We start from the raw sequence: 18,699 nt of genomic DNA on the forward strand, positions 1-18,699 counted from the left end.
TCGGCGAGTGCGAGCGGGGATCAGCGCCGGGTCATCAGGCCGCTGTAGTTCCGCATGATCAGGTGGCTGTCGATCTTCTGCACGAGGTCCAGACAGACTGAGACGACAATGAGCAGGCCAGTGCCACCGAGGAACTGGGTGATGATCGGGTCGACGCTGGTGCCCGCCTGGGCCAGGCCGGCCTGGACTAGGGAGGGAATGACCGCCACCAGGCTGAGGAAGGCGGCCCCGACGTAGGTGATCCGCAGCATCACCTTCTCCAGGTACTCGGCCGTGCGGCGGCCGGGCCGGTAGCCGGGGATGAAGCTGCCGTAGTCCTTCAGGTTATCGGCCATGTCCTTCGGGTTGAAGGTGATGGCCGTCCAGAAGTAGCAGAAGAAGTAGATCAGCCCAATGTAGAAGACCGTGTAGATATAGCCCTGGCTCTGAAAGGCATCCAGGCCGCTCTCGAAGAAGCGGGCGAGGCCCTGCTGCCATCCGGCGGCGTCCTCGCTGGTCAGCCAACCGGCGGTGCCCCGGGCCAGGCCCTGGAAGATGAAGTAGGGGAACATCAGCAGGCTGGAGGCGAAGATGATCGGCATGACGCCGGCCTGGTTGACCTTCAGCGGCAGATACTGCCGGGTGCCGCCGTAGACCCGGCGTCCCCGGACGTGCTTGGCCGACTGGGTCGGGATCCGCCGCTGGCTCTCGGTAATGGCGATCACCCCGACGATCACCGCGATGAACAACGCCAGGAGCAAGGCGGTCACAATCAGGCTGTAGGGCTTCTCGGCGTCGCCGGTGAGGCGGGGGGTGAAGCCGGCGGCGAGGTAGAACAGGGCGTCGTCGGCTCGGGCGAGGATGCCGGCCATGATCAGAAGGCTGATGCCGTTGCCGATGCCGTACTCATCGATCTGCTCGCCGATCCACATCAGGAAGATCGTCCCGGTGGTCATGATCAGCACGCAGATGAAGCCGTAGGGGAAGAAGGCTTTGTACGGGGCCGGGATGAAGTCGAGGGTCTGGACGAACCGGATCCACATGGCCGACTGGCCGAGGCAGATCAGAACGGTTGCGTATCTCGTATATTCGTTGATCTTCTTCCGGCCGCTCTCCCCCTCTTTCATGAGGGCCTCGAGCTGAGGGACGACGCTGCCGAGGAGCTGGAAGATGATGGAGGCGGAGATGTAGGGCATGATGCCCAGGCCGAAGATCGTGCTCATGCCGATCTGGGTGCCGCCGAACATGGCCGCCAGGCCGAGCACCTTGCCGAAGGCCTGCTGGCGGATCGATTCCTGCCATTCGGCCAGGGCCGACTGGTCGACGATCGGCAGCGGGATGTAGAAGCCGATCCGATAGATGGCCAGGAACATGGCCGTCATCAGGATCTTGCGCTGCAGCTCGGGCACCTTGAAGAAGATCGTGATCAGCTTCTGCACGGCAGGACGGCTCCTGTGCGCTTCGGGGCGGGGCGGGGCGTCGGCGATGGGCGGGGGGCCGGCGCGTCGCGTCGCGGTCGAGTCGGGCAGGGCGACCCTGCCTTCGAAAGAGGAGGGGCAGGCCCGCCGGTCGGGGGAGCGGGGGGCTCGGACCGGCACCGGCCCGGCGTCGGTCGAGCCCCCAGGACATTCGGACGCCCGTGGAAGCGGATCTCGCCGCGATTCGAGCCGGCGGGGGGGGGTGGCCCGCGGTCAGACGACCTCGATCGAGCCGCCGGCGGTGGTGATCTTCTCGACGGCGGTCTTGCTGAACTTCTGGGCCTTGACGGTCAGCTTCTTGGTGAGGGTGCCGTCGCCGAGGATCTTCAGGCCGTCGTCGTGCCGCCCCTTGACCAGGCGCTTGGCCCGCAGGATGGCCTCGTCGACGGTGTCGCCGGAGTCGAAGAACGCCTCGAGCAGGTCCAGGTTCAGGATGGCGAAATCCTTCTTGAACCTTCCGTTGGTGAACCCCCGGGTGGGGACTCGGCGGATGATCGGCATCTGGCCGCCCTCGGCCAGCGGGTGCTGCTTGTACCCCTGGCGGGAGGAGTGGCCCTTGTGCCCCTTGGTGCTGGTCTTGCCGTGACCGGAACCGGGACCCCGACCGACTCGCTTGCGTTTCTTGTGTTTGTGGATGCCTTCGTGGACGTCGTGAAGCTGCATGATCGGCCACCTATCGGGGTTCAGAGGGCGACGCCACGGAGCCGGGCGACTTCTTCCTTCGTGCGCAGTTGCTGCAGGCCGTTGATGGCGGCCTTGACCAGGTTCAGCTTGTTGGTGGAGCCGATGCTCTTGGTCAGGATGTCGGTGATGCCGGCCGCCTGGACAACGGCTCGCACGGCGCCGCCGGCGATCACGCCGGTACCGGGGCTGGCCGGGAGCATGATGACCTTGGCGGCGCCGAAGCGGCCGACGACCGGATGCGGGATGGTGCCGCCCCGGGTCTGAATGCGGGTCATCCGCTTGTGGGCGTCCTTGACTCCCTTCTCGACCGCCGGCGGGACCTCGTTGGCCTTACCGTAGCCCCAGGCGACTTGGCCCCGGCCGTTGCCGACAACCACTAGGGCGTTGAAGCTGAAGCGGCGGCCGCCCTTGACCACCGCGGCGCAGCGGCGGATGGACACGACGCTTTCGGTCCACTCGCCGCGGTCTCGACTATCGCTGGACACGCTGATCCTCCGGAGTGAAGTAGGCAGTCGGCGGTCGGCACGAGGCAACAGGAGGGGGAACCGGGCGGTGATTGGACGAGGGTCCGGATCGGAGAACGGGCCCTGCGGGGGGATCGGCCCGGTTCGGCCGACTGCCGACCGCCTGCTGCCTCCTCGCTCCTGATCGTCAGAAGGACAGGCCGGCCTCGCGGGCGGCGTCGGCCAGGGCCTGGATGCGGCCGTGATACTTGTAGCTTCGGCGGTCGAAGCAGACCTTGTCAATACCGGCGGCCTTGGCCCGCTCGGCGATGAGCTTGCCGATCAGCGCCGCGGCGGCCTTGTTTCCGCCGTAGCCGTGCTCCTGGCGGAAGGACGGCTCGACGGTGCCCGCGGCGGCCAGAGTCTTGGCCTCGTCGTCGTTGATGATCTGGGCGTAGATGTGTTTGGAGCTGCGGAAGACCGCCAGTCTCGGCCGCTCGGTGGAGCCGTGCAGCTTCTTGCGGACGTGCCGCTGACGGCGGAGCCGCTGCCCCTGGACGTGCAGTCGGTGGTTCTTGCCCTTCACCTTCGTTCTCCTGCTCCGGGCCGTGTGGGCAGCCGATGCCGACCGGCCACCCGGGCCTCGTGGATCAGCGCTCTGCGGCAAGCGGACTGGGATCGGCGCGTCTGGGGAGTGTGGACGGGAGGCCGGTGGGAGCTGGCCGTTCGGGACCGCTCCCGACTTCCCCTGTTCGGATGATGGAACCCTGGCCGTGGCCAAACCGCTTGCGATCACTTCCCGACGGTTGCTGTGTTACTTGCCGAACGCCTTGCCGGCCTTGCGGCGGACCTGCTCGCCCTCGTAGCGGATGCCCTTGCCCTTGTAGGGCTCGGGGGGGCGGACGCGGCGGATGCGGGCGGCGAATTCGCCGACGGCCTGCTTGTCGGCGCCGGTGATCTGGATGTGGGTGGCGTCAGGGACGGTGACGGTCACACCCTCGGGGGCTTGCATCAGGATCTGGTTGGCGAAGCCGACCTGGAGGTTGACGGCATTGGCTCCCTTGAGCTGGGCCTGATAGCCGACGCCAACGATCTCCAGGCGCTTGGTGTACCCCTCGGTGACCCCCTTGACCATGTTGGCGATGAGGGTACGGGTCAGGCCATGCAGGGCCTTGTTCATGCGCTCGTCGTCGGGGCGCTCGACGCGGATCTCTTTGGCGACGGCGTCGTGAGTGACGCGCATCTCCTCGCGGAAGGAGAAGGAGAGCTTCCCCTTGGGGCCCTCGACCTGGATGGTGGAGCCGTCCAGGGAGATCTTCACGCTGTCGGGCACGGGGATCGGCAGGCGACCGATACGGGACATGGGTTCGGGCTCCGGTTCGGGGCGGTCGTCGGGGGGAGGGGGGGGGTCAGTAGACCAGCGCCAGCACCTCGCCGCCGACCTTCTCGGCGCGGGCGCGGCGGTCGCTGAGGATCCCCTTCGGGGTGCTGAGGATATGGATCCCCATGCCGCCCTGGACCGGCTTCAGCTCGCGATAGCCACGATAGATGCGGCGCCCCGGCTTGCTGACGCGGTCGATCCGGGTGATGACCTTCTCGCCGTTGGGGCCGTACTTCAGGTTGACCCGGAGGGTGCGGGCCGGGACGGTGTCGATCACCTCGAAGTCCCAGATGTAGCCCTCGTCCTTGAGGGCCTGGGCGATGCCGGCCTTCTCGTTGGAGAGCGGCATGTCGACGATCGGCTTCTCGATCCGCACGGCGTTGCGGATGCGGGTGAGCATGTCGGCGATCGGGTCGGTCATCATGGCGGGGGGGCCGGCGACGCCGCGCTGCTGGCCAGGCTTGCGGTAGGGCATGCCGAAGGCTCGGAGCAGCTCTCGGGCCTGGTCGTCGTTGCGGGTGGTGGTGACGATGGTGATGTCCATCCCGAGGGTGTGGGAGATCTTGTCGGCCTCGATCTCGGGGAAGACGACCTGCTCGGTGAGGCCGAGGGTGTAGTTGCCGTTGCCGTCGAAGCTGTTGGGGTTGACGCCGCGGAAGTCTCGGATGCGAGGCAGAACGAGGTTGATCAGGCGGTCGAGGAACTCGTACATCCGCATGCCGCGGAGGGTGACCTTGCAGCCGATCTCGTTCCCCTCTCGGAGGCGGAAGCCGGCGATGGACTGTTTGGCCTTGGTGATGACCGGCTTCTGGCCGGCAATCCGCCCCATGGTCTCGACGGCGGCCTCGAGGATGGACTTGTCCTGGGTGGCGCGGCCGACGCCCATGTTCAGGACGATCTTCTCGAGCTTGGGGATCGCCATGACATTGGTGATCCCGTACTTCTCGGCGAGTGCCGGGGCGATGGTCGTGCGGTACTCTTCAAACAGGCGGGCCATCGGGATCGGTCCTCAGGCCGACGGCGCGGGCCCGGGAGTGGTGCCCGTATGCCGGCGGGTCGGGAGAAGGGTGGAGGGGGATGCCGGGTTCGAGAACCTGGCTCCCGAGGGGGGGGGTCGGCTAAAGCGTCCCCTCGGTGATTCGACGATGGACGCGGGCGGAGGCCGGCGCCCGGATCAGCCCCCGGCCTTAGCTCGGGAGGGCTTGGGGGGGCCGAGGGTGCCGAGGCCGGAGTCGCAGCGCTTGCAATGCCGCTCCTTCTGGCCGTTGTCGAGGATGCGGTAGCCGACCCGGGCGGGGCCGTTGCAGGTCGGGCAGTAGAGCATGACGTTGGAGGCGTCGATCGGCATCTCCTTGGAGAGCCGGCCGCCCTGGGGATTGCGCTGACTGGGACGCACGTGCTTGTAGACGAGGTTGACGCCCTCGACGACGATTTTGCCTTTCGCGGGGAGCGTCCGGAGGACCTTGGCTCGGGTCCCCTTGTCGTCCCCGGTGATGACGACGACTTCGTCGTTGCTTCGGACCTTCATGACGCGCTCTCCGGCCTGCTAGGGGCCGAGTCTCGGGACAAGTCGGGCGGGGGGCCGGATCGGGTCAGACCACTTCGGAGGCCAGGCTGATGATCTTCATGAACTGCTTGTCGCGCAGTTCTCGGGCGATGGCGCCGAAGATGCGGGTGCCGCGGGGCTCGTTCTCCTTGGAGATGAGCACGCAGGCGTTGCGGTCGAAGCGGACGTAGGAGCCGTCGGGGCGTCGGGTTTTGAATCGGGTGCGGACGACGACACAGCGGACGACGTCGCCGGCCTTCACGTCGCCCCCGGGGGAGGCCTTCTTCACGCTACCGATGAAGACGTCTCCCAGGCCCGCGGTGCGCCGCTTGTACCGGGAGGCGCTGCCGCCGAGGACCTTGAAGCACATCACTTCCTTGGCCCCGCTGTTGTCGGCCACGTCGAGCCGGGTCTGCATCTGGATCATCGTCGAGAACCCTGTCACGGTCGCGGCCGCGGTCCCCAACGATCGCCGGCGGCCCACGAGTCTCCGGAGGATGGTTTCTGGATCACATCGAGGCGATTGGGGGCCGGAGTCTGCTGGCCCCCCTGCCTTCCCCGGTGGTCAGGGGAGGGAACGGGCGGGTCACTCGGCGGGAGGAGGGTCGCTCTGGGCCTGACCCTCGGCGGCGGCGATGCGGGCGTCGGCCTCCTCGTGCGCGGGGGCCTTGCGGAGGATGCGGACCAGCCGCCAGCGCTTCTGCTTGGACAGCGGCCGGGTCTCCATGATCTCGACCAGGTCGCCGACGCGGGTTTCGTTCCGCTCGTCGTGGACGTAGCAGATCGTCCGCCGCTTCATGTACTTGCCGTACTTCGGGTGCGGGACGAGGCGGGAGACCTCGACCCGTCGGGTCTTGTCCATTTTGTCGGAGGTGACCGACCCGATCTCGACCTTGCGACGGCCTCGGGGCCGAGGTGTCGGCGGGGTCTTGGCCGGGTTGGTCGGCGTCGGCTGGCTCATTGTCAACTACTTGCTATCCGGGGAGGGATCGGGTCGAGTCTGGGAACGGTCGGGCGGGAGGGGACGGGCCGGTTCAGGCGCCGGCCTCGGCCTGGAGCTGGCGTTGCCGCAGGATGGTTTTGATCCTGGCGATCTCGCGCTTGGCCTTGAGCACCTCGCTGGGCGCCTCGAGCCGCTCGGTGGTGCTTTGCAGGCGGAGCCGGAAAAGCTGCTCCTGGGTCTCCTTGAGCATCAGGGCGAGCTGCTCGTCGTCCTTCTCGCGGAGTTCGGCGGGCTTGGTCATCGCGGGGGTCCTGGATTCGTCGGCCGGCGTGGCCGGCGTGGCCGGTCTGGCCGGCTTGGTCTCAGAGGGTCGGCCGGCGGGAGACGAACCGGCAGGTCACGGGCATCTTGTAGGCGACGCGGGCGAACGCGGCGCGAGCGCGGGACTCGGGGATGCCGGCGACCTCGAAGAGGACGGTCCCGGGCTTGACGATGGCCGCCCAGTAGTCGACTTCGCCCTTGCCCTTACCCATCCGCGTCTCGGCCGGGATCGAGGTGATGCTCTTGTGCGGGAAGACGCGGATGTAGAGCTTGCCGCCGCCGCGGACGGCCCGGGAGAGGACCATCCGGCTGGCCTCGAGGACCTCGGCGCTGACGCGGCCGGGCTCGAGCGACTGGAGGCCGTACTCGCCGAAGGCGACGTAGTTGCCCCGGGTCGCATTACCTTTTACGCGACCTTTTTGGCTTTTTCGATACTTGACCCGCTTGGGCATCATGGCCATCGGTGCCGGCCTCCATCTTCAAGTAATCGCCCTGATGAACCCAGACTTTGACGCCGATGTGGCCCTGGGGCGTCTTGGCCTCGGCGAACCCGTAATCGACCTTCGCCCGCAGCGTGGAGAGCGGGATGGAGCCGGCGGCGGCCTTCTCGGTTCGGGACATCTCGGCCCCGCCCAGGCGGCCGGAGAGGCGAACCTTCACCCCCTTGGCCCCGGCGTCCATGGTGTTGTCCAGCGCCCGCTTCATGGTGCGGCGGAAGCTGGAGCGCTTCTGCAGCTGCTCGGCGATGTCCTCGGCCACCAGCTGCGCGTCGATCTCCGGGCGGTTGACCTCGACGATCTTGATCTCGATCCGGCGGCCGGTGAGATCCTGCAGCTCCTCCTGGAGCTTCTCGACCTCGGCCCCCTTGCGGCCGATGATCACGCCCGGCCGGGCGGTGTGCAGCAGCACGACGACCGCGTCCCGAGTGCGCTCGATCTCGATCTTGGGGATGCCGGCGTAGCTGTAGCGCTTCTTGATGTACTGGCGGACCTTGAAGTCCTCGACCAGCAGGTCCTTGAATTCGGCCTTGCCGGCGTACCAGCGGCTTCGCCAGTCTTCCATCACGCCGATGCGGAAGCCGGTCGGATTGATCTTCTGTCCCATGGGTCGGTCCGATCCTCGCTCGAGAGATGGCCGGGGGGGCGGCGGGTCCGGTTACGCTTCCTCGGCCATCCGACGGGCGGCCTCGGGGCCGGCCAGGGCCGTCTCCAGGTCGGCCAGGCCGATGGTGATGTGGCAGCTCCGGCGCTTGATCAGGTGGGCCATGCCGCGGGCGCGGGGCATGAGCCGCTTGAACATGGCGGCGCCGTCCCCTCGGGCGTCGGCGACGATCAGGTCGCCGGGGTTGCGGACCCCCTGGTCCTCGGCGTTGGCCATGGCGCTCTTGAGCACCTTCTCGGTGTACCGGGCCCCGCGGTGGGGCAGGTACTTGAGGATCTGCATCGCCTCGTCGGCGTACTTGCCGCGGATCAGGTCCAGGATCTTGCGAACCTTGAGCACCGACATCCGGGCGAAGCGGTGCGAGGCCTTGTAGGGGTAGGGGCTCTGCGTCTTCATCGTCCTCGTCCCGTAGGGCCGGGGGGGCCGGCCATCGTCTCATCGCGTCGAGTTCGAGTGGCGGCCGGCGGCGCCGGCCCTACGCACCGATCATCTCCCGCTTATCGCTTGCCCTTCGACTTGCCGCCGTGGCCGCGGAAGGTCCGAGTCGGCGAGAACTCGCCGAGCTTGTGCCCGACCATGTCCTCGGTGATGTAGACCTTCGTGAACACCTTGCCGTTGTGCACCTCGAAGTTCTTGCCGATGAACTCCGGCACGATGGTGCAGGCACGCGACCAGGTGCGGATCGGCCCGCGGGCGCCGCTGGCCTCGGCCTTCTCGACCTTCTCCAGCAGCCGCTCGTCGACGTAGGGGCCCTTCTTGAGCGATCGTCCCATGGCCTTGTCTTTCTCGCGGAAGGAGGCAAACGGCGGGAGGCAGGGGAGGCGGCGTCGGCGAGGACGTGGCGGGGGGGGGCCGGCCTGCCTGTCGCCGACGGTCTGCTGCCTACTGCCGGAACTCAGATCTTCAATTGACCGTAACGGACGCTCTTGCGGCGGCGGATGATCGCCGAGTTCGAGGGCTTGCGGCGCTTGCGGGTCTTGCCGCCCTTGGCCGGCAGGCCCTTGGGCGAGCACGGGTGACGGCCGCCGGAGGTGCGGCCCTCGCCGCCGCCCATCGGGTGGTCGTGCGGGTTCATCGCGGTGCCGCGGACGTGAGGCCGGCGGCCGAGCCAGCGCTTGCGGCCGGCTTTGCCAAGGCGAATGTTCATGTGATCAGCATTGCCCACCGGGCCAATCGTCGCCCGGCACATGATGGGCACACGGCGGACCTCGCCGGAGGGCAGGGTGAGCTGGGCCCAGGTGCCCTCGCGGGCGGTCAGGGTGGCGCTGGTGCCGGCGGAGCGGCACATCTTGGCGCCGCCGCCGGGCTGCATCTCGACGTTGTGCACGACCATGCCGGTGGGGATCTTCGCCAGCGGCAGGCAGTTGCCCAGCTTCGGCTCCGAGTCGGGCCCGCTGACGACGGTCATGCCGGCGGTCAGCCCCTCGGGGGCGATGATGTACCGCTTGGTGCCGTCCTCGTACCGGATCAGGGCGATGCGGGCCGAGCGGTTCGGGTCGTACTCGATGTGGGTGACCTCGGCGGGCTGGCCGTCGCGATCGTTGCGCTTCCAGTCGATGATCCGATAGAGGCGCTTGTGGCCGCCGCCGCGGTGGCGGGCGGTGATGACGCCGTGGTGGTTCCGGCCGCCGGTCTTCTTCAGCGGCTCGGTCAGGCGCTTCTCGGGCTTCTTGTTCTTGTCGGTCAGCTCGGAGAAGTCGCTGACGGAGGCGTTGCGCCGCCCGGGGCTGGTCGGCTTGTAGACGCGGATGCCCATGACTGTCTCTTCCCTCGGCCCGCCGGGGTTGCGACGGGGACCCGTTCCGATGAATGATGGCCGATGACCGAATGAACCCGATGACCGCCCGCCGCCGGGGCCGCCGTCACCGGCCGCCGATCATCAGAAGAAGTCGATGCGGTAGTCGTCCTTCAGCTTGACGATGGCCTTCTTCCAGTTTTTCGTGCGGCCGACCTTGAGGCGATAGCGCCGGGCGACGGCCTTGCGGTTTTGGGTCCGGACGTCGTCCACCTTGACGTCGAAGAGGGCCTCGACGGCCTCCTTGATCTCGGTCTTGGTGGCCAACGGGTTGACCTCGAAGGTGTAGGCGTTGTGCCGCTCGGCGACCTGGGTAGCCTTCTCGGTGATCAGGGGGCGGAGGATCACCTGATAGGGCTCCAGCTTCGGCCCGGGCCGCTCGTACTGGGGGGGGCGTCGGAGGGTAACCATGACGGATCAGGACCTCGGGGGCGTTCGATGGAGTTCCGGGCCGGGAACCGTGGTCAGCCGGCGGCCGCGGCGGCCTCGACCTCGGGGCGGCGGCGGACCTTCTCCTTGACCCGTTCCTTGAGGGTGGCCAGGGCCTCGGGGGTGAGGATCAGGTAACGCTGGCGGAGGATGTCGTAGGTGTTGAACTCGGCGACCGGGGCGACCTTCACGCCGGGGATGTTCCGGGCGGCTTTGTAGACGCTCGGGTCGTGCTCGGCGGTGCCGAGGAGCACCTTGCGGCCGTCGAGGGTCCGGCGGAGGGCGTCGCGCTTGGACTCCCCGTCGACGGGCTGGGCGGTGTCGGGCAGGTCGGGTCGGCGGATCGAGCGGAGGACCCGGGCGACCTCTTTGGTCTTGGGGGTCGCGCCGAGGTCGAGGCCGGTGAGGACGATCGCCTGGTTGTCCTGGAACTTGGAGAGGACGGCCATGCGGATGGCCAGCCGGACGGCCTTTTTGGGGAGGCGGTAGGAGTAGTCTCGGTTGCGGCGGGCGAAGGCGACGCCGCCGCCGACGCGCTTGTTGGTCCGCTTGGCGCCCATCCGGGCGTTCCCGGTCCCCTTCTGCCGGTACATCTTCTTGGTCGAGCCGGCGACGTCGGAGCGGCCCCGGGTATTGACCGTGCCGACCCGGCGGTTGGCCAGGTGCATGAGCACCACGTCGTGGAGCAGCTGTTTGTTGATCGCGCCGCCGAAGTCGGCTGGATCGATGGACTCCTCGCCCACCTGCTCGCCGGACGTGTTGTAGACGGGGATGGTCAGCATCGTCTTTGATCCATGCAGGCGGTCGACCGGCCGGCCGGGCAAGCGATCGCGGTCGGGCCGACCGGGCCGATCCCGATCGGGGATGGGCCGGGTCTCGAATTCCGATCCGATTCTGTGTGTGTGTGTCCGATTCCGAGCCGCGCCGCCGGGGAGGGAGGGGCGGGTCGTGGGGTCCCGGCCGCGACGGCGGGGCCGATCCGGCGGGGGTGGCGGGCCGAGCCGCATCGCCGAGGCGGGAAGCGGGCCGGCCGGTTCGATCCGATGCGGGCGGCGCGATCAGACGGCGTTGGTCTGGCGGACGATCACGAAGCCGCCGTTGTGGCCGGGCACGGCGCCCCGGACCAGCAGCAGGTTGTTCTCGGCGTCGACGCGGACGACCTTCAGGTTCCGGACCGTGATCCGGGCGTTGCCGTACTGGCCGGGCTTGCGGACCCCCTTGAAGACGCGGGCGGGGTCGGCCGAGGGGCCGCTGGAGCCCGGATGCCGGTGCATCCGCTGCACGCCGTGGGTGGCCCGCAGGCCCCGGAAGCCATGCCGCTTGACGACGCCCGTGTAGCCACGCCCCTTGCTGGTGCCGATGACGTCAACGCGCGGGATGTCGGCGAAGACGTCGACCTTCAGGGTCGTTCCCTCGGACACGTCGACCGGCCCATCCTGACGGATCTCGCGGATGAACCGCTTGGGCTCGGCATCGACCTTTTTGGCGTGGCCGCGCTCGGCCTGAGAGGCATTCTTGCGCTTTTTGTCCGCGAATCCAAGCTGCAGGGCGTGATAGCCGTCGCGCTCGGCGGTCCGGACCTGCAACACCGTGCAGGGGCCGCACTCGATCACGGTCACGGGGACGACGGTGCCGTCCTCCTGGAAGAGCTGGGTCATGCCGACCTTGCGACCCAGTAACCCGACGTTCATCGCTTCGCTTGCTCCGTCGCTCGAAATCCAGAGGATCGGGGCCCACCCGCGCGACCGACAGCCTTCCCCCGGCCGACGGTCCGACGACACGAGAACGGGCACGAGTCGCCCTCGAGCCACCCGTGCCCCCGTGCTGCCGCTCCCCCCCTGGACCGCATCCGCCTGCCCACCGAGGGAAGCAGACGCAAGAGGGATCCGCGGTTGCGACCCTGGCTCAACCCCCGGCGGGGCCGGCCTTGATCTTGATGTCGACGCCCGCGGGCAAGCTGAGCTTGTTCAGAGCGTCGATGGTCTTGTTGGTCGGCTGCACAATGTCGATCAGCCGCTTGTGCGTGCGGATCTCGAACTGCTCCCGCGACTTCTTGTCGATGTGCGGGGAGCGGAGGACGGTGTAACGCTCGATGCGCGTCGGCAGGGGGATCGGCCCGTGGACGATCGCCTCGGTCCGCTTCGCGGTGTCGACGATATCTTTCGCCGACTGATCCAGGATGGTGTGATCGTACGCTTCCATCCGGATCCGGATGCGTTCGTTGCTCATGCCCGCCACGGGTCGATATCCCTCATGCGCTCGTGCGAACCGCCGACGCTCGCTTGTCTCGGCGATCGAACAGAGTTGTGCAACCAAACTCGGGGAAAGTGAGATGCTATCCGAGGGGGGGGTCGGCCGTCAATCGGGTCGCGCCGATTTTCTCGCCTCGTTCCTGGATTTCCCGGGCTCCACAGTGTCGGTTGGAGGGGGAGCGGGATGGAGTCGTCGGGGGGCCGGGAGGGGGATCGCTCGGCCCGGCTCCCTGGCAAGGCGGGTCCGATGGCCCCGCGGCGGGCGGTCTTCGGACAAGCGTCGGATGGGAGGAGACGGCTCAATCGTCGCCCAGGTCGGGGGGGATGCCGTCGAGGGTTCGGAAGTTTTCGATGCGGTGGAAGGTCATGAAGTTGGCGTCGTGCTGGTTGTGGGCGCCTCCGAGGCCGTCGTCGAACGCGGTGCGGACGACGGCGATGAGATCTTCTCCCTCGAAGAGCCAGTCGACGTACTGGAAGCCGTGGTGCTCCACGTCGGGGTGGTGGAGGACCACGGCGCGGACCTCCCAGTCTCTCAGGTTGGTCGAGGCGACCAGGGCCAGGGTGTTTCGAGTGCGGCCGGGCTGGCCGAGGTCGAACCGGGGAGGGACCCAGTTGGTGAGCGACCAGTAGCACTGGGTGCGGGGATCGTAGCGGACGGTGAACTTCTTGGCGCCTCCGGGGAAGCGGATGAAGTCGGCCTCGGGGTCGAAGGTGGCGGCGTTGCCGTCCTCGGAGATGTGGACGAGGGCGGCGAAGCCGGCCTCGGGCTTGGTATCGACTCGGAGGAGGTCGACGATCTGGCCGTCGGGGGTGACGACGGCGTTCCCCTCCAGCCAGCCGCCGAACATGCCGTCGAGCCAGGAGCGGTCGGAGCCGAGGGGTCGGGAGACGGTCCAGCTCTCGGCCCGGAGCAGGTCGGCGTCGACGGGGGCGGACATCATGAAGGCGCGGAAGTGCTCTCCCCAGCCGCCGGGGCCTTCGGCATCTTCCATCGCCCTCCAGATGCGGCCGTTGTGCTCGACGACGGGCACGGGGGCGCAGTGGAACCGCTGGCCGGGCAGGAGGAGGCCGGAGGAGGAGTCGACGGGGGAGGTCCAGGAGAAGCCCCGGTCGTCGGATCGTCGGATGACCGTCTCGCCGTACTCTCGGCTGGTGCCCATGAGATAGAGGGCACCGCGATGGAAGAAGAGGGTGGACCACCATTGCCCCTTGATGACGGCGATCCGGGTCCAGGAGGCCCCCCGGTCCTTCGAGGCGAAGACGACGGTCGTGTCCCTGGTGCTGCCGGGGCCGAAGAAGTCGTGCGAGGCGACGTACATCCCTCCCGGCAGGGCGGCGATGCTCGGGGAGCCGATGTACTGTCGGCTCGACGCGGGGCTGTGGTCGATCACCACCCCGGGGACGAGGGCACGGTCGGGCTCCGGCCGATCGTCCGGGGCGGGGGAGGCCGTCGTGATGAGGATCGGGAGCAGGAGCGGTCCAAGGGAAGTCATCAAGAGAATCCTCCTGGGTCGTCCCGGGCTCACGATCCGCCCGGAGCGGGCTCGGCGGCCGGCTCGTCCTGGAGGCGGAGGGCCGGGGAGATTCGATCGCCGGCCAGGACCGGGAGGACGTCGCGTTTGGCGGGGGACGAGGATGAGGGGATCGGTTGGGGACGAGCCCTCGCCGCGAGGCCTCGTCTCGGGGCCGAGGCCCCACACGGCGGCCGCGCCGGGTCGGTCATCCTCGACGATCCTGGCGTTGCGGTCGAGGGCCGAGTCGGCCGAGCTGGGGGCGGGGTCGGTCGCGGTGGCCCCTGATCGGTGCTCCTGCTCCGATCGATCGGGCCCGGTCATTCCTCTCCGATCAACTTCTTGAGCATGGCCTCCGGGGCCGGAGCGTATTCGAGGGGCTCCATGGTGTAGCTGGCTCGTCCCTGGCTGAGGCTGCGGACGTCGGTGGAGTAGCCGAACATTTGCTCGAGCGGGGCTCGGGCATCGACGACCCAGAGCTTGCCGCGCTGGTAGGTGCGGTCGATCAGGGCTCGGCGGGAGGAGAGGTCCCCCGTGACGTTGCCGAGGAATTCCTCGGGGGTGACGACCTCGACCTTCATGATTGGTTCCAGGAGCACGGGGCCCGCCTTCTCCAGCGCCTTGTTCAGGGCGTCGGTGGCCGCGAAGCCGAAGGCCAGCTCGCTGGAGTCGACCTCGTGGGTCTCGCCGTCGATGAGGGTGACCTTGAGGTCTACCAGCGGGTAGCCGGTGACGCCGCCGCTCTTGGCGTCCTCTCGGATGGCGGCCTCGACGGCTCGGACGAACTGGGCGGGCACGTCGTTGGGCTTGGCCTTGTTGACGAAGCGGACGACCGGCGCTCCCTTGGGCTGGGGCTCGGGCTCCAGGTCGATGGTGATCTTGGCGTAGAGGCCCGAGCCGCCGGTCTGGCGGATGCACTGGCCGTGCACCCCCTTGACGGCCCGCTGGATCGTCTCTCGGTAGCTGACGCGGGGCTTGCCGACGCGGACCTGGAGCTTCAGGTCGCGGAGCATCTTGTTCTTGATAATCTCCAGGTGCAGCTCTCCCATGCCGGAGATGAGCGTCTCGCCGGTTTCCTCATCGAACTTGTAGGTGAAGGTCGGGTCCTCGCGAGCCAGCGCCGCCAGGGCCTCGGCGAGCTTGTTCTTGTCGGCCGAGCTGACCGGCTCGATCGCCATGCTAATGACGGTTTCGGGGAACTCGATCCGCTCCAGCAGGATCGGGTGTGCCGGGTCGCACAGCGTATCCCCGGTGACGGACTCCTTCAGGCCAACCACTCCGACGATGTCGCCGGCCAGGGCCTGGTCGATCTGCTCGCGGTCGTCCGCGCGGATGTGGTAGAGCCGGGAGCAGTTCTCCTTCTTGTTCTTGCCGGGGTTGAGCGGCCGGGTGTTGGCCTTCAGGATGCCGGAGTAGACGCGGACGAAGGACAGGTCGCCGTGCTGGTCATGGGTGATCTTGAAGACGAGGCCGGCGAAGGGGGCCTTCGGGTCTGGGGCGCGTTCCAGCGTCTCGCCGCTCTTGGGGTGCTCTCCCTTGACCGGGGGGACCTCCAGCGGGCTGGGCAGGTAGGAGACAACCGCATCGAGCAGCCGCTGTACCCCCACGTACTTGAAGCTCGACCCGCAGAGCACCGGCTGGGCCTTGCCCGTCAGCGTGGCTCGGCGGAGGGCGGCCCGGATCATCTCGGGGGTCAGCTCCTCCCCCTCGAGCGCGAGCATGTATTGCTCCGCGAACCGCTCGTCGAACTCGCTGAGCTGGTCGAGCATGACCTCTCGCCAGTGCTCGAACTGGTCGCGGAGCTCGTCGGGGATCTCCGCCTCGGTGATGGACGAGCCGAGGTCCTCGGTCGTGTAGTACAGGGCCTTCTGCTCGATCAGGTCGATCAGGCCGGTGAACTCGCCCATCGAACCTTCGGGCCCGGCGCCGATGGGAATGATGACCGGGATGGGGTGGCCGGAGAGACGATCCTTGATCTCCTCGAAGACGCGGTCGAACTCGGCACCGATCCGGTCCATCTTGTTAATGAAGCAGATCCGGGGGACGTGGTACTTGTCGGCCTGCCGCCAGACCGTCTCGCTTTGGGCCTCGACCCCCTCGACCGCCGAGAAGACCACGACGGCGCCGTCGAGGACCCGGAGCGAGCGCTCGACCTCGGCGGTGAAGTCGACGTGGCCGGGAGTGTCGATGATGTTGATGGTGATCGGCTTGCCGTCTCGGTCCTTCCACTTGCAGGAGATGGCGGCGGCGACGATGGTGATGCCGCGCTCGCGCTCCTCCTGGAGGTAGTCGGTGGTGGTGCTCCCCTTGTCGACGTCGCCCATCCGGTGGATCTCACCGGTGTAGTACAGGATGCGCTCGGTGGTCGTCGTCTTCCCGGCGTCGATGTGGGCAACGATGCCGATGTTCCGGATCGAGGCCAGGGGGCTCGGTTGTCCGTCGCTGTCCATGAGGGGCCGTCCTTCGGGGGCGAGGCGGGGGGGCGAGAACGGGGCAGGTCGATGCAAGCAGCCGGCGGACTTGGGCGGAGGGGAGCCCGCCCGATCCGGTTCGCCTCCAGGCGATCCCGACCGATCCGACGCCGGGCGACTGGTCGCCCCCCATTATACGAAGGGCCACCTGCCCGCCCAGGGGAGGCATCTCCAGGACAACCGGCCATCGACAACGACCACAGCGGGGGGAGCATCCCGCGATGCGGCCCGACGCCTCGGCGCGTTGCCGACCGGAAGAGGCGGGGATAGCATGGATCGGCTGACGCGAGGGGCGGGGTGCGAGCCGGGAGGTCCGGCGAGCGGCCCGGCCGATTGGGGTCAAGGGAAGCCGATGGCCAGTTCGGTCCTCGACCCGACGAGCGGAGCGGGAGCGCCCGACGAGCCGCTGGATACCACCGTTCGGCTGATCACTCCCGAGCGCATCACCTTCCTGTACCCGCTGGCCGGCCCGTTCCGGAGGGCGACGGCGTACCTGATCGACCTGCTCGTGCTGGTGATGGTTGGCTTCCTGGGGCTGCTGCTCTCGCTCGCGTTGTCGCTCGGGACGGCGGCCGGGGGAGGGCTGTTCCTCGTCGTCGTCTTCGTGCTGAGGTTCGGCTACGGCGCGTTGCTGGAGGGGCTGTTCAACGGGCAGACGATCGGAAAACGGGCGATGGGGATCCGCGTGGTGTCGGTGGAAGGGGTACCGATCACGGGGGGGCAGGCGTTCCTGAGGAACCTGCTGTGGTGCCTGGACGGGATGATGCCGTTCGCTTACATGCCGGCGCTGGCGAGCATGATCCTGACGAGGAGGTTCCAGCGGCTCGGGGATCTCGCGGCGAGGACGATGGTGATCGTCGAGCAGCGGCCCCCCCGGGCCGGCGTGGCGAACCTCGAGGAGAAGGCGGTTGCGGCGATCCTGCCCCGACTGCCGACCCGGATCGACGCGGGACCGGAGCTGGCCAGGGCGCTCTCGGACTACGTCACGCACCGCAAGCGGTTCAGCCCGTCGCGTCGGGAGGAGATGGCCGGGCACCTCGCCCGGCCGGCTCGCCAGAAGTACGGACTTCCCGACGACGTGCCCGGCGACGCGCTGCTCTGCGCCCTGTATCACCGCGTCTTCCTGGAGGGATGATCGACCATGAGGGTCGTGGAGCGGCTGGCGAGGCGGGAGCGGATCTGGCGGGAGCTCGACGCGTTGCTCCTCCGGTTCGAGGAGGCCGGCGCCCTGAGAGGCCGAACCGTCCCCCTCGGGAAGCGGGGCGAAGCCGTCGAGCCTGACCCCGACCCGTCCGCTCCCTCGCCCGACGGCCGGATCGGCGCCCCCGAGGTCATCCGCCTCGGCGAGCTGTACCGGGCCGCCTGCGCCGACCTGATGCTGGCCGAGGCGTATGATCTGCCTCGGGACACCGTCGCCTACCTGCACGCCCTCGTCGGCCGGGCGCACAACGCGCTCTATCGGACCCGGGGGTTCCGCGTCCGAACCTGGGCGACCGAGCTGCTCGACGTGGTTCCCCGGCGGCTGAGATCGGACCCGTTCCTGAGAATCTCCTCCGTGCTGTTCTGGGGGCTGATGCTGATCGCGGGAGCCCTGGCGGCGGCTCGGCCGGGATTCGCCGAGAAGGTCGTCGGCGCCGAGCAGGTGGCCAGCCTGGAGGAGATGTACTCCCGGCCGCTGACCGAGCTGCCCCGAGACGACGAGTTCATGACCGGCTTCTACATCAACCACAACGCCGCCATCGGCCTGAAGTGCTACGCCTACGGCCTGACCTTCGGCCTGATGACCCTGTACGAGCTCAGCTTCCAGGCGATCGTCCTCGGCACAATGTTCGGGCACATGGCGACGACGCCGATGGCCGCGAACTTCTATGAGTTCGTGACCGCGCACGGCCCGTTCGAGTTGACGGCGATCGTCTTCTCCGGAGCCGCCGGCCTTCGGCTCGGCTGGGGGCTGATCGACACCAAGGGGATGCGCCGGGTCGACTCGCTGGGCCGAGAGGCGAGGGCCTCCCTGCCGATCGCCGGCGCGGCGGTCTGCCTGTTCGTGCTGGCGGCCTTCCTGGAGGGATTCGTGTCGGCCTCGGGCCTGCCCTACGCGGCCAAGGCCGGGGTGGCGGTGGGCAGCACGATGCTGTTGCTGCTGTACCTCGTCGCCGGAGGGCGGGGAGGCTCTCGAACGGGTGTGACCGACGAATGATGTAGATCGGGCCGGTTCGTCCGCCTATGCTGGGGCTCCCCTCACACTCCGGGAGCCACCGCCATGGCCGCCACCATCGTCGCCCGATCCGAGACCGGCTTCACCATC

The 18,699-nt window shown here is 68.3% G+C and carries 23 protein-coding genes and 1 pseudogene; 2 read left to right on the top strand and 22 right to left on the bottom strand.

Going from position 1 to position 18,699, the window contains the following annotated elements:
• Nucleotides 1–20 precede the first annotated feature (20 nt).
• From secY to fusA, 22 genes and pseudogenes are all read right to left on the bottom strand, one after another.
• The gene (secY, locus tag TsocGM_RS18650; protein WP_126726976.1) at nt 21–1,418 is read right to left on the bottom strand and encodes a preprotein translocase subunit SecY; all 1,398 of its coding nucleotides are present in this window, start codon (nt 1,416–1,418) and stop codon (nt 21–23) included.
• A 252-nt stretch (nt 1,419–1,670) separates the two neighbouring features.
• Nucleotides 1,671–2,120 carry a 50S ribosomal protein L15 gene (gene rplO, locus TsocGM_RS18655; RefSeq protein WP_126726977.1) on the bottom strand — a complete coding sequence of 150 codons (450 nt, stop codon included), beginning with the start codon at nt 2,118–2,120 and terminating at the stop codon, nt 1,671–1,673.
• A gap of 20 nt (nt 2,121–2,140) precedes the next feature.
• Nucleotides 2,141–2,626 carry a 30S ribosomal protein S5 gene (rpsE, locus tag TsocGM_RS18660; protein ID WP_126726978.1) on the bottom strand — a complete coding sequence of 162 codons (486 nt, stop codon included), beginning with the start codon at nt 2,624–2,626 and terminating at the stop codon, nt 2,141–2,143.
• 166 nt (nt 2,627–2,792) lie between these two features.
• On the bottom strand, nt 2,793–3,170 hold the full coding sequence (gene rplR, locus TsocGM_RS18665) for a 50S ribosomal protein L18 (protein ID WP_391732781.1): 378 nt from the start codon (nt 3,168–3,170) through the stop codon (nt 2,793–2,795).
• A 228-nt stretch (nt 3,171–3,398) separates the two neighbouring features.
• Complete coding sequence (rplF, locus tag TsocGM_RS18670; protein ID WP_126726979.1) at nt 3,399–3,947, bottom strand: 50S ribosomal protein L6; 549 nt, start codon at nt 3,945–3,947, stop codon at nt 3,399–3,401.
• A 46-nt stretch (nt 3,948–3,993) separates the two neighbouring features.
• Nucleotides 3,994–4,440 (bottom strand): 30S ribosomal protein S8, encoded by a 447-nt coding sequence (gene rpsH / locus TsocGM_RS26545; RefSeq protein WP_391732789.1) that lies wholly within the window; start codon nt 4,438–4,440, stop codon nt 3,994–3,996.
• Nucleotides 4,426–4,962: pseudogene (rplE, locus tag TsocGM_RS26550) on the bottom strand (50S ribosomal protein L5); the annotation flags it as partial. The gene rpsH and the pseudogene rplE, both read right to left, overlap by 15 nt.
• 177 nt (nt 4,963–5,139) lie before the next feature.
• Entirely contained in the window at nt 5,140–5,493 is a 354-nt protein-coding gene (gene rplX, locus TsocGM_RS18680) for a 50S ribosomal protein L24 (RefSeq protein ID WP_126726981.1), read from the bottom strand.
• Nucleotides 5,494–5,557: 64 nt separating this feature from the next.
• On the bottom strand, nt 5,558–5,938 hold the full coding sequence (rplN, locus tag TsocGM_RS18685; RefSeq protein WP_126726982.1) for a 50S ribosomal protein L14: 381 nt from the start codon (nt 5,936–5,938) through the stop codon (nt 5,558–5,560).
• A gap of 159 nt (nt 5,939–6,097) precedes the next feature.
• The gene (gene rpsQ / locus TsocGM_RS18690; protein ID WP_233579021.1) at nt 6,098–6,373 is read right to left on the bottom strand and encodes a 30S ribosomal protein S17; all 276 of its coding nucleotides are present in this window, start codon (nt 6,371–6,373) and stop codon (nt 6,098–6,100) included.
• Nucleotides 6,374–6,545: 172 nt separating this feature from the next.
• Nucleotides 6,546–6,755, bottom strand: coding sequence for a 50S ribosomal protein L29 (rpmC, locus tag TsocGM_RS18695; protein ID WP_126726984.1), 210 nt, complete (start codon nt 6,753–6,755; stop codon nt 6,546–6,548).
• Nucleotides 6,756–6,816: 61 nt separating this feature from the next.
• Nucleotides 6,817–7,236, bottom strand: coding sequence for a 50S ribosomal protein L16 (gene rplP, locus TsocGM_RS18700; RefSeq protein WP_126726985.1), 420 nt, complete (start codon nt 7,234–7,236; stop codon nt 6,817–6,819).
• Nucleotides 7,175–7,879: a 30S ribosomal protein S3 gene (gene rpsC / locus TsocGM_RS18705; protein ID WP_126726986.1), complete on the bottom strand. Its 705-nt coding sequence runs from the start codon at nt 7,877–7,879 to the stop codon at nt 7,175–7,177. Before rpsC ends, rplP begins: the two co-directional genes overlap by 62 nt.
• Nucleotides 7,880–7,930: 51 nt before the next feature.
• Nucleotides 7,931–8,332 (bottom strand): 50S ribosomal protein L22, encoded by a 402-nt coding sequence (rplV, locus tag TsocGM_RS18710; RefSeq protein WP_126726987.1) that lies wholly within the window; start codon nt 8,330–8,332, stop codon nt 7,931–7,933.
• Nucleotides 8,333–8,433: 101 nt separating this feature from the next.
• Nucleotides 8,434–8,709 (bottom strand): 30S ribosomal protein S19, encoded by a 276-nt coding sequence (gene rpsS, locus TsocGM_RS18715; protein ID WP_126726988.1) that lies wholly within the window; start codon nt 8,707–8,709, stop codon nt 8,434–8,436.
• Nucleotides 8,710–8,831: 122 nt separating this feature from the next.
• A complete protein-coding gene (gene rplB, locus TsocGM_RS18720; protein WP_126726989.1) occupies nt 8,832–9,692 on the bottom strand; it encodes a 50S ribosomal protein L2 in 861 nt (286 codons plus the stop codon).
• 123 nt (nt 9,693–9,815) lie between these two features.
• The gene (gene rplW, locus TsocGM_RS18725) at nt 9,816–10,142 is read right to left on the bottom strand and encodes a 50S ribosomal protein L23 (RefSeq protein ID WP_126726990.1); all 327 of its coding nucleotides are present in this window, start codon (nt 10,140–10,142) and stop codon (nt 9,816–9,818) included.
• Between the two features lie 53 nt (nt 10,143–10,195).
• Nucleotides 10,196–10,942, bottom strand: a complete 747-nt coding sequence (rplD, locus tag TsocGM_RS18730) for a 50S ribosomal protein L4 (RefSeq protein ID WP_126726991.1) — start codon at nt 10,940–10,942, stop codon at nt 10,196–10,198.
• 276 nt (nt 10,943–11,218) lie between these two features.
• Nucleotides 11,219–11,851 carry a 50S ribosomal protein L3 gene (gene rplC, locus TsocGM_RS18735; RefSeq protein ID WP_126726992.1) on the bottom strand — a complete coding sequence of 211 codons (633 nt, stop codon included), beginning with the start codon at nt 11,849–11,851 and terminating at the stop codon, nt 11,219–11,221.
• A 214-nt stretch (nt 11,852–12,065) separates the two neighbouring features.
• Complete coding sequence (gene rpsJ, locus TsocGM_RS18740; protein ID WP_199756830.1) at nt 12,066–12,389, bottom strand: 30S ribosomal protein S10; 324 nt, start codon at nt 12,387–12,389, stop codon at nt 12,066–12,068.
• Between the two features lie 322 nt (nt 12,390–12,711).
• Nucleotides 12,712–13,905 carry a sialidase family protein gene (locus TsocGM_RS18745; protein WP_199756831.1) on the bottom strand — a complete coding sequence of 398 codons (1,194 nt, stop codon included), beginning with the start codon at nt 13,903–13,905 and terminating at the stop codon, nt 12,712–12,714.
• A gap of 338 nt (nt 13,906–14,243) precedes the next feature.
• Nucleotides 14,244–16,373, bottom strand: a complete 2,130-nt coding sequence (fusA, locus tag TsocGM_RS18750) for an elongation factor G (protein ID WP_126726994.1) — start codon at nt 16,371–16,373, stop codon at nt 14,244–14,246.
• 373 nt (nt 16,374–16,746) lie between these two features.
• Here fusA and TsocGM_RS18755 point away from each other — a divergent pair, with 373 nt between their 5' ends.
• Together TsocGM_RS18755 and TsocGM_RS18760 are read left to right on the top strand one after the other, a co-directional pair.
• A complete protein-coding gene (locus tag TsocGM_RS18755; protein ID WP_126726995.1) occupies nt 16,747–17,529 on the top strand; it encodes an RDD family protein in 783 nt (260 codons plus the stop codon).
• A gap of 6 nt (nt 17,530–17,535) precedes the next feature.
• Nucleotides 17,536–18,591, top strand: coding sequence for a stage II sporulation protein M (locus tag TsocGM_RS18760; protein ID WP_126726996.1), 1,056 nt, complete (start codon nt 17,536–17,538; stop codon nt 18,589–18,591).
• Nucleotides 18,592–18,699: the final 108 nt, after the last annotated feature.

Origin of the sequence: Tautonia sociabilis (assembly GCF_003977685.1) — a bacterium.
GTDB classification, from domain to species: domain Bacteria; phylum Planctomycetota; class Planctomycetia; order Isosphaerales; family Isosphaeraceae; genus Tautonia; species Tautonia sociabilis.

Excerpts from the sequence above, each read along its gene's own strand:
- rplB (WP_126726989.1), bottom strand. The coding sequence starts at position 9,692 with ATGGGCATCCGCGTCTACAAGCCGACCAGCCCCGGGCGGCGCAACGCC.
- TsocGM_RS18760 (WP_126726996.1), top strand. The coding sequence starts at position 17,536 with ATGAGGGTCGTGGAGCGGCTGGCGAGGCGGGAGCGGATCTGGCGGGAG.
- rplW (WP_126726990.1), bottom strand. The coding sequence starts at position 10,142 with ATGGTTACCCTCCGACGCCCCCCCCAGTACGAGCGGCCCGGGCCGAAG.
- rpsC (WP_126726986.1), bottom strand. The coding sequence starts at position 7,879 with ATGGGACAGAAGATCAATCCGACCGGCTTCCGCATCGGCGTGATGGAA.
- rplV (WP_126726987.1), bottom strand. The coding sequence starts at position 8,332 with ATGAAGACGCAGAGCCCCTACCCCTACAAGGCCTCGCACCGCTTCGCC.
- rpsS (WP_126726988.1), bottom strand. The coding sequence starts at position 8,709 with ATGGGACGATCGCTCAAGAAGGGCCCCTACGTCGACGAGCGGCTGCTG.
- rplD (WP_126726991.1), bottom strand. The coding sequence starts at position 10,942 with ATGCTGACCATCCCCGTCTACAACACGTCCGGCGAGCAGGTGGGCGAG.
- rplF (WP_126726979.1), bottom strand. The coding sequence starts at position 3,947 with ATGTCCCGTATCGGTCGCCTGCCGATCCCCGTGCCCGACAGCGTGAAG.
- rplN (WP_126726982.1), bottom strand. The coding sequence starts at position 5,938 with ATGATCCAGATGCAGACCCGGCTCGACGTGGCCGACAACAGCGGGGCC.
- TsocGM_RS18755 (WP_126726995.1), top strand. The coding sequence starts at position 16,747 with ATGGCCAGTTCGGTCCTCGACCCGACGAGCGGAGCGGGAGCGCCCGAC.
- rpmC (WP_126726984.1), bottom strand. The coding sequence starts at position 6,755 with ATGACCAAGCCCGCCGAACTCCGCGAGAAGGACGACGAGCAGCTCGCC.
- rplX (WP_126726981.1), bottom strand. The coding sequence starts at position 5,493 with ATGAAGGTCCGAAGCAACGACGAAGTCGTCGTCATCACCGGGGACGAC.
- rplO (WP_126726977.1), bottom strand. The coding sequence starts at position 2,120 with ATGCAGCTTCACGACGTCCACGAAGGCATCCACAAACACAAGAAACGC.
- rpsH (WP_391732789.1), bottom strand. The coding sequence starts at position 4,440 with ATGCCCTACCGCAAGCCTGGCCAGCAGCGCGGCGTCGCCGGCCCCCCC.
- rpsQ (WP_233579021.1), bottom strand. The coding sequence starts at position 6,373 with ATGGACAAGACCCGACGGGTCGAGGTCTCCCGCCTCGTCCCGCACCCG.
- rplP (WP_126726985.1), bottom strand. The coding sequence starts at position 7,236 with ATGGCCATGATGCCCAAGCGGGTCAAGTATCGAAAAAGCCAAAAAGGT.
- rpsJ (WP_199756830.1), bottom strand. The coding sequence starts at position 12,389 with ATGAGCAACGAACGCATCCGGATCCGGATGGAAGCGTACGATCACACC.
- TsocGM_RS18745 (WP_199756831.1), bottom strand. The coding sequence starts at position 13,905 with ATGACTTCCCTTGGACCGCTCCTGCTCCCGATCCTCATCACGACGGCC.
- rplC (WP_126726992.1), bottom strand. The coding sequence starts at position 11,851 with ATGAACGTCGGGTTACTGGGTCGCAAGGTCGGCATGACCCAGCTCTTC.
- fusA (WP_126726994.1), bottom strand. The coding sequence starts at position 16,373 with ATGGACAGCGACGGACAACCGAGCCCCCTGGCCTCGATCCGGAACATC.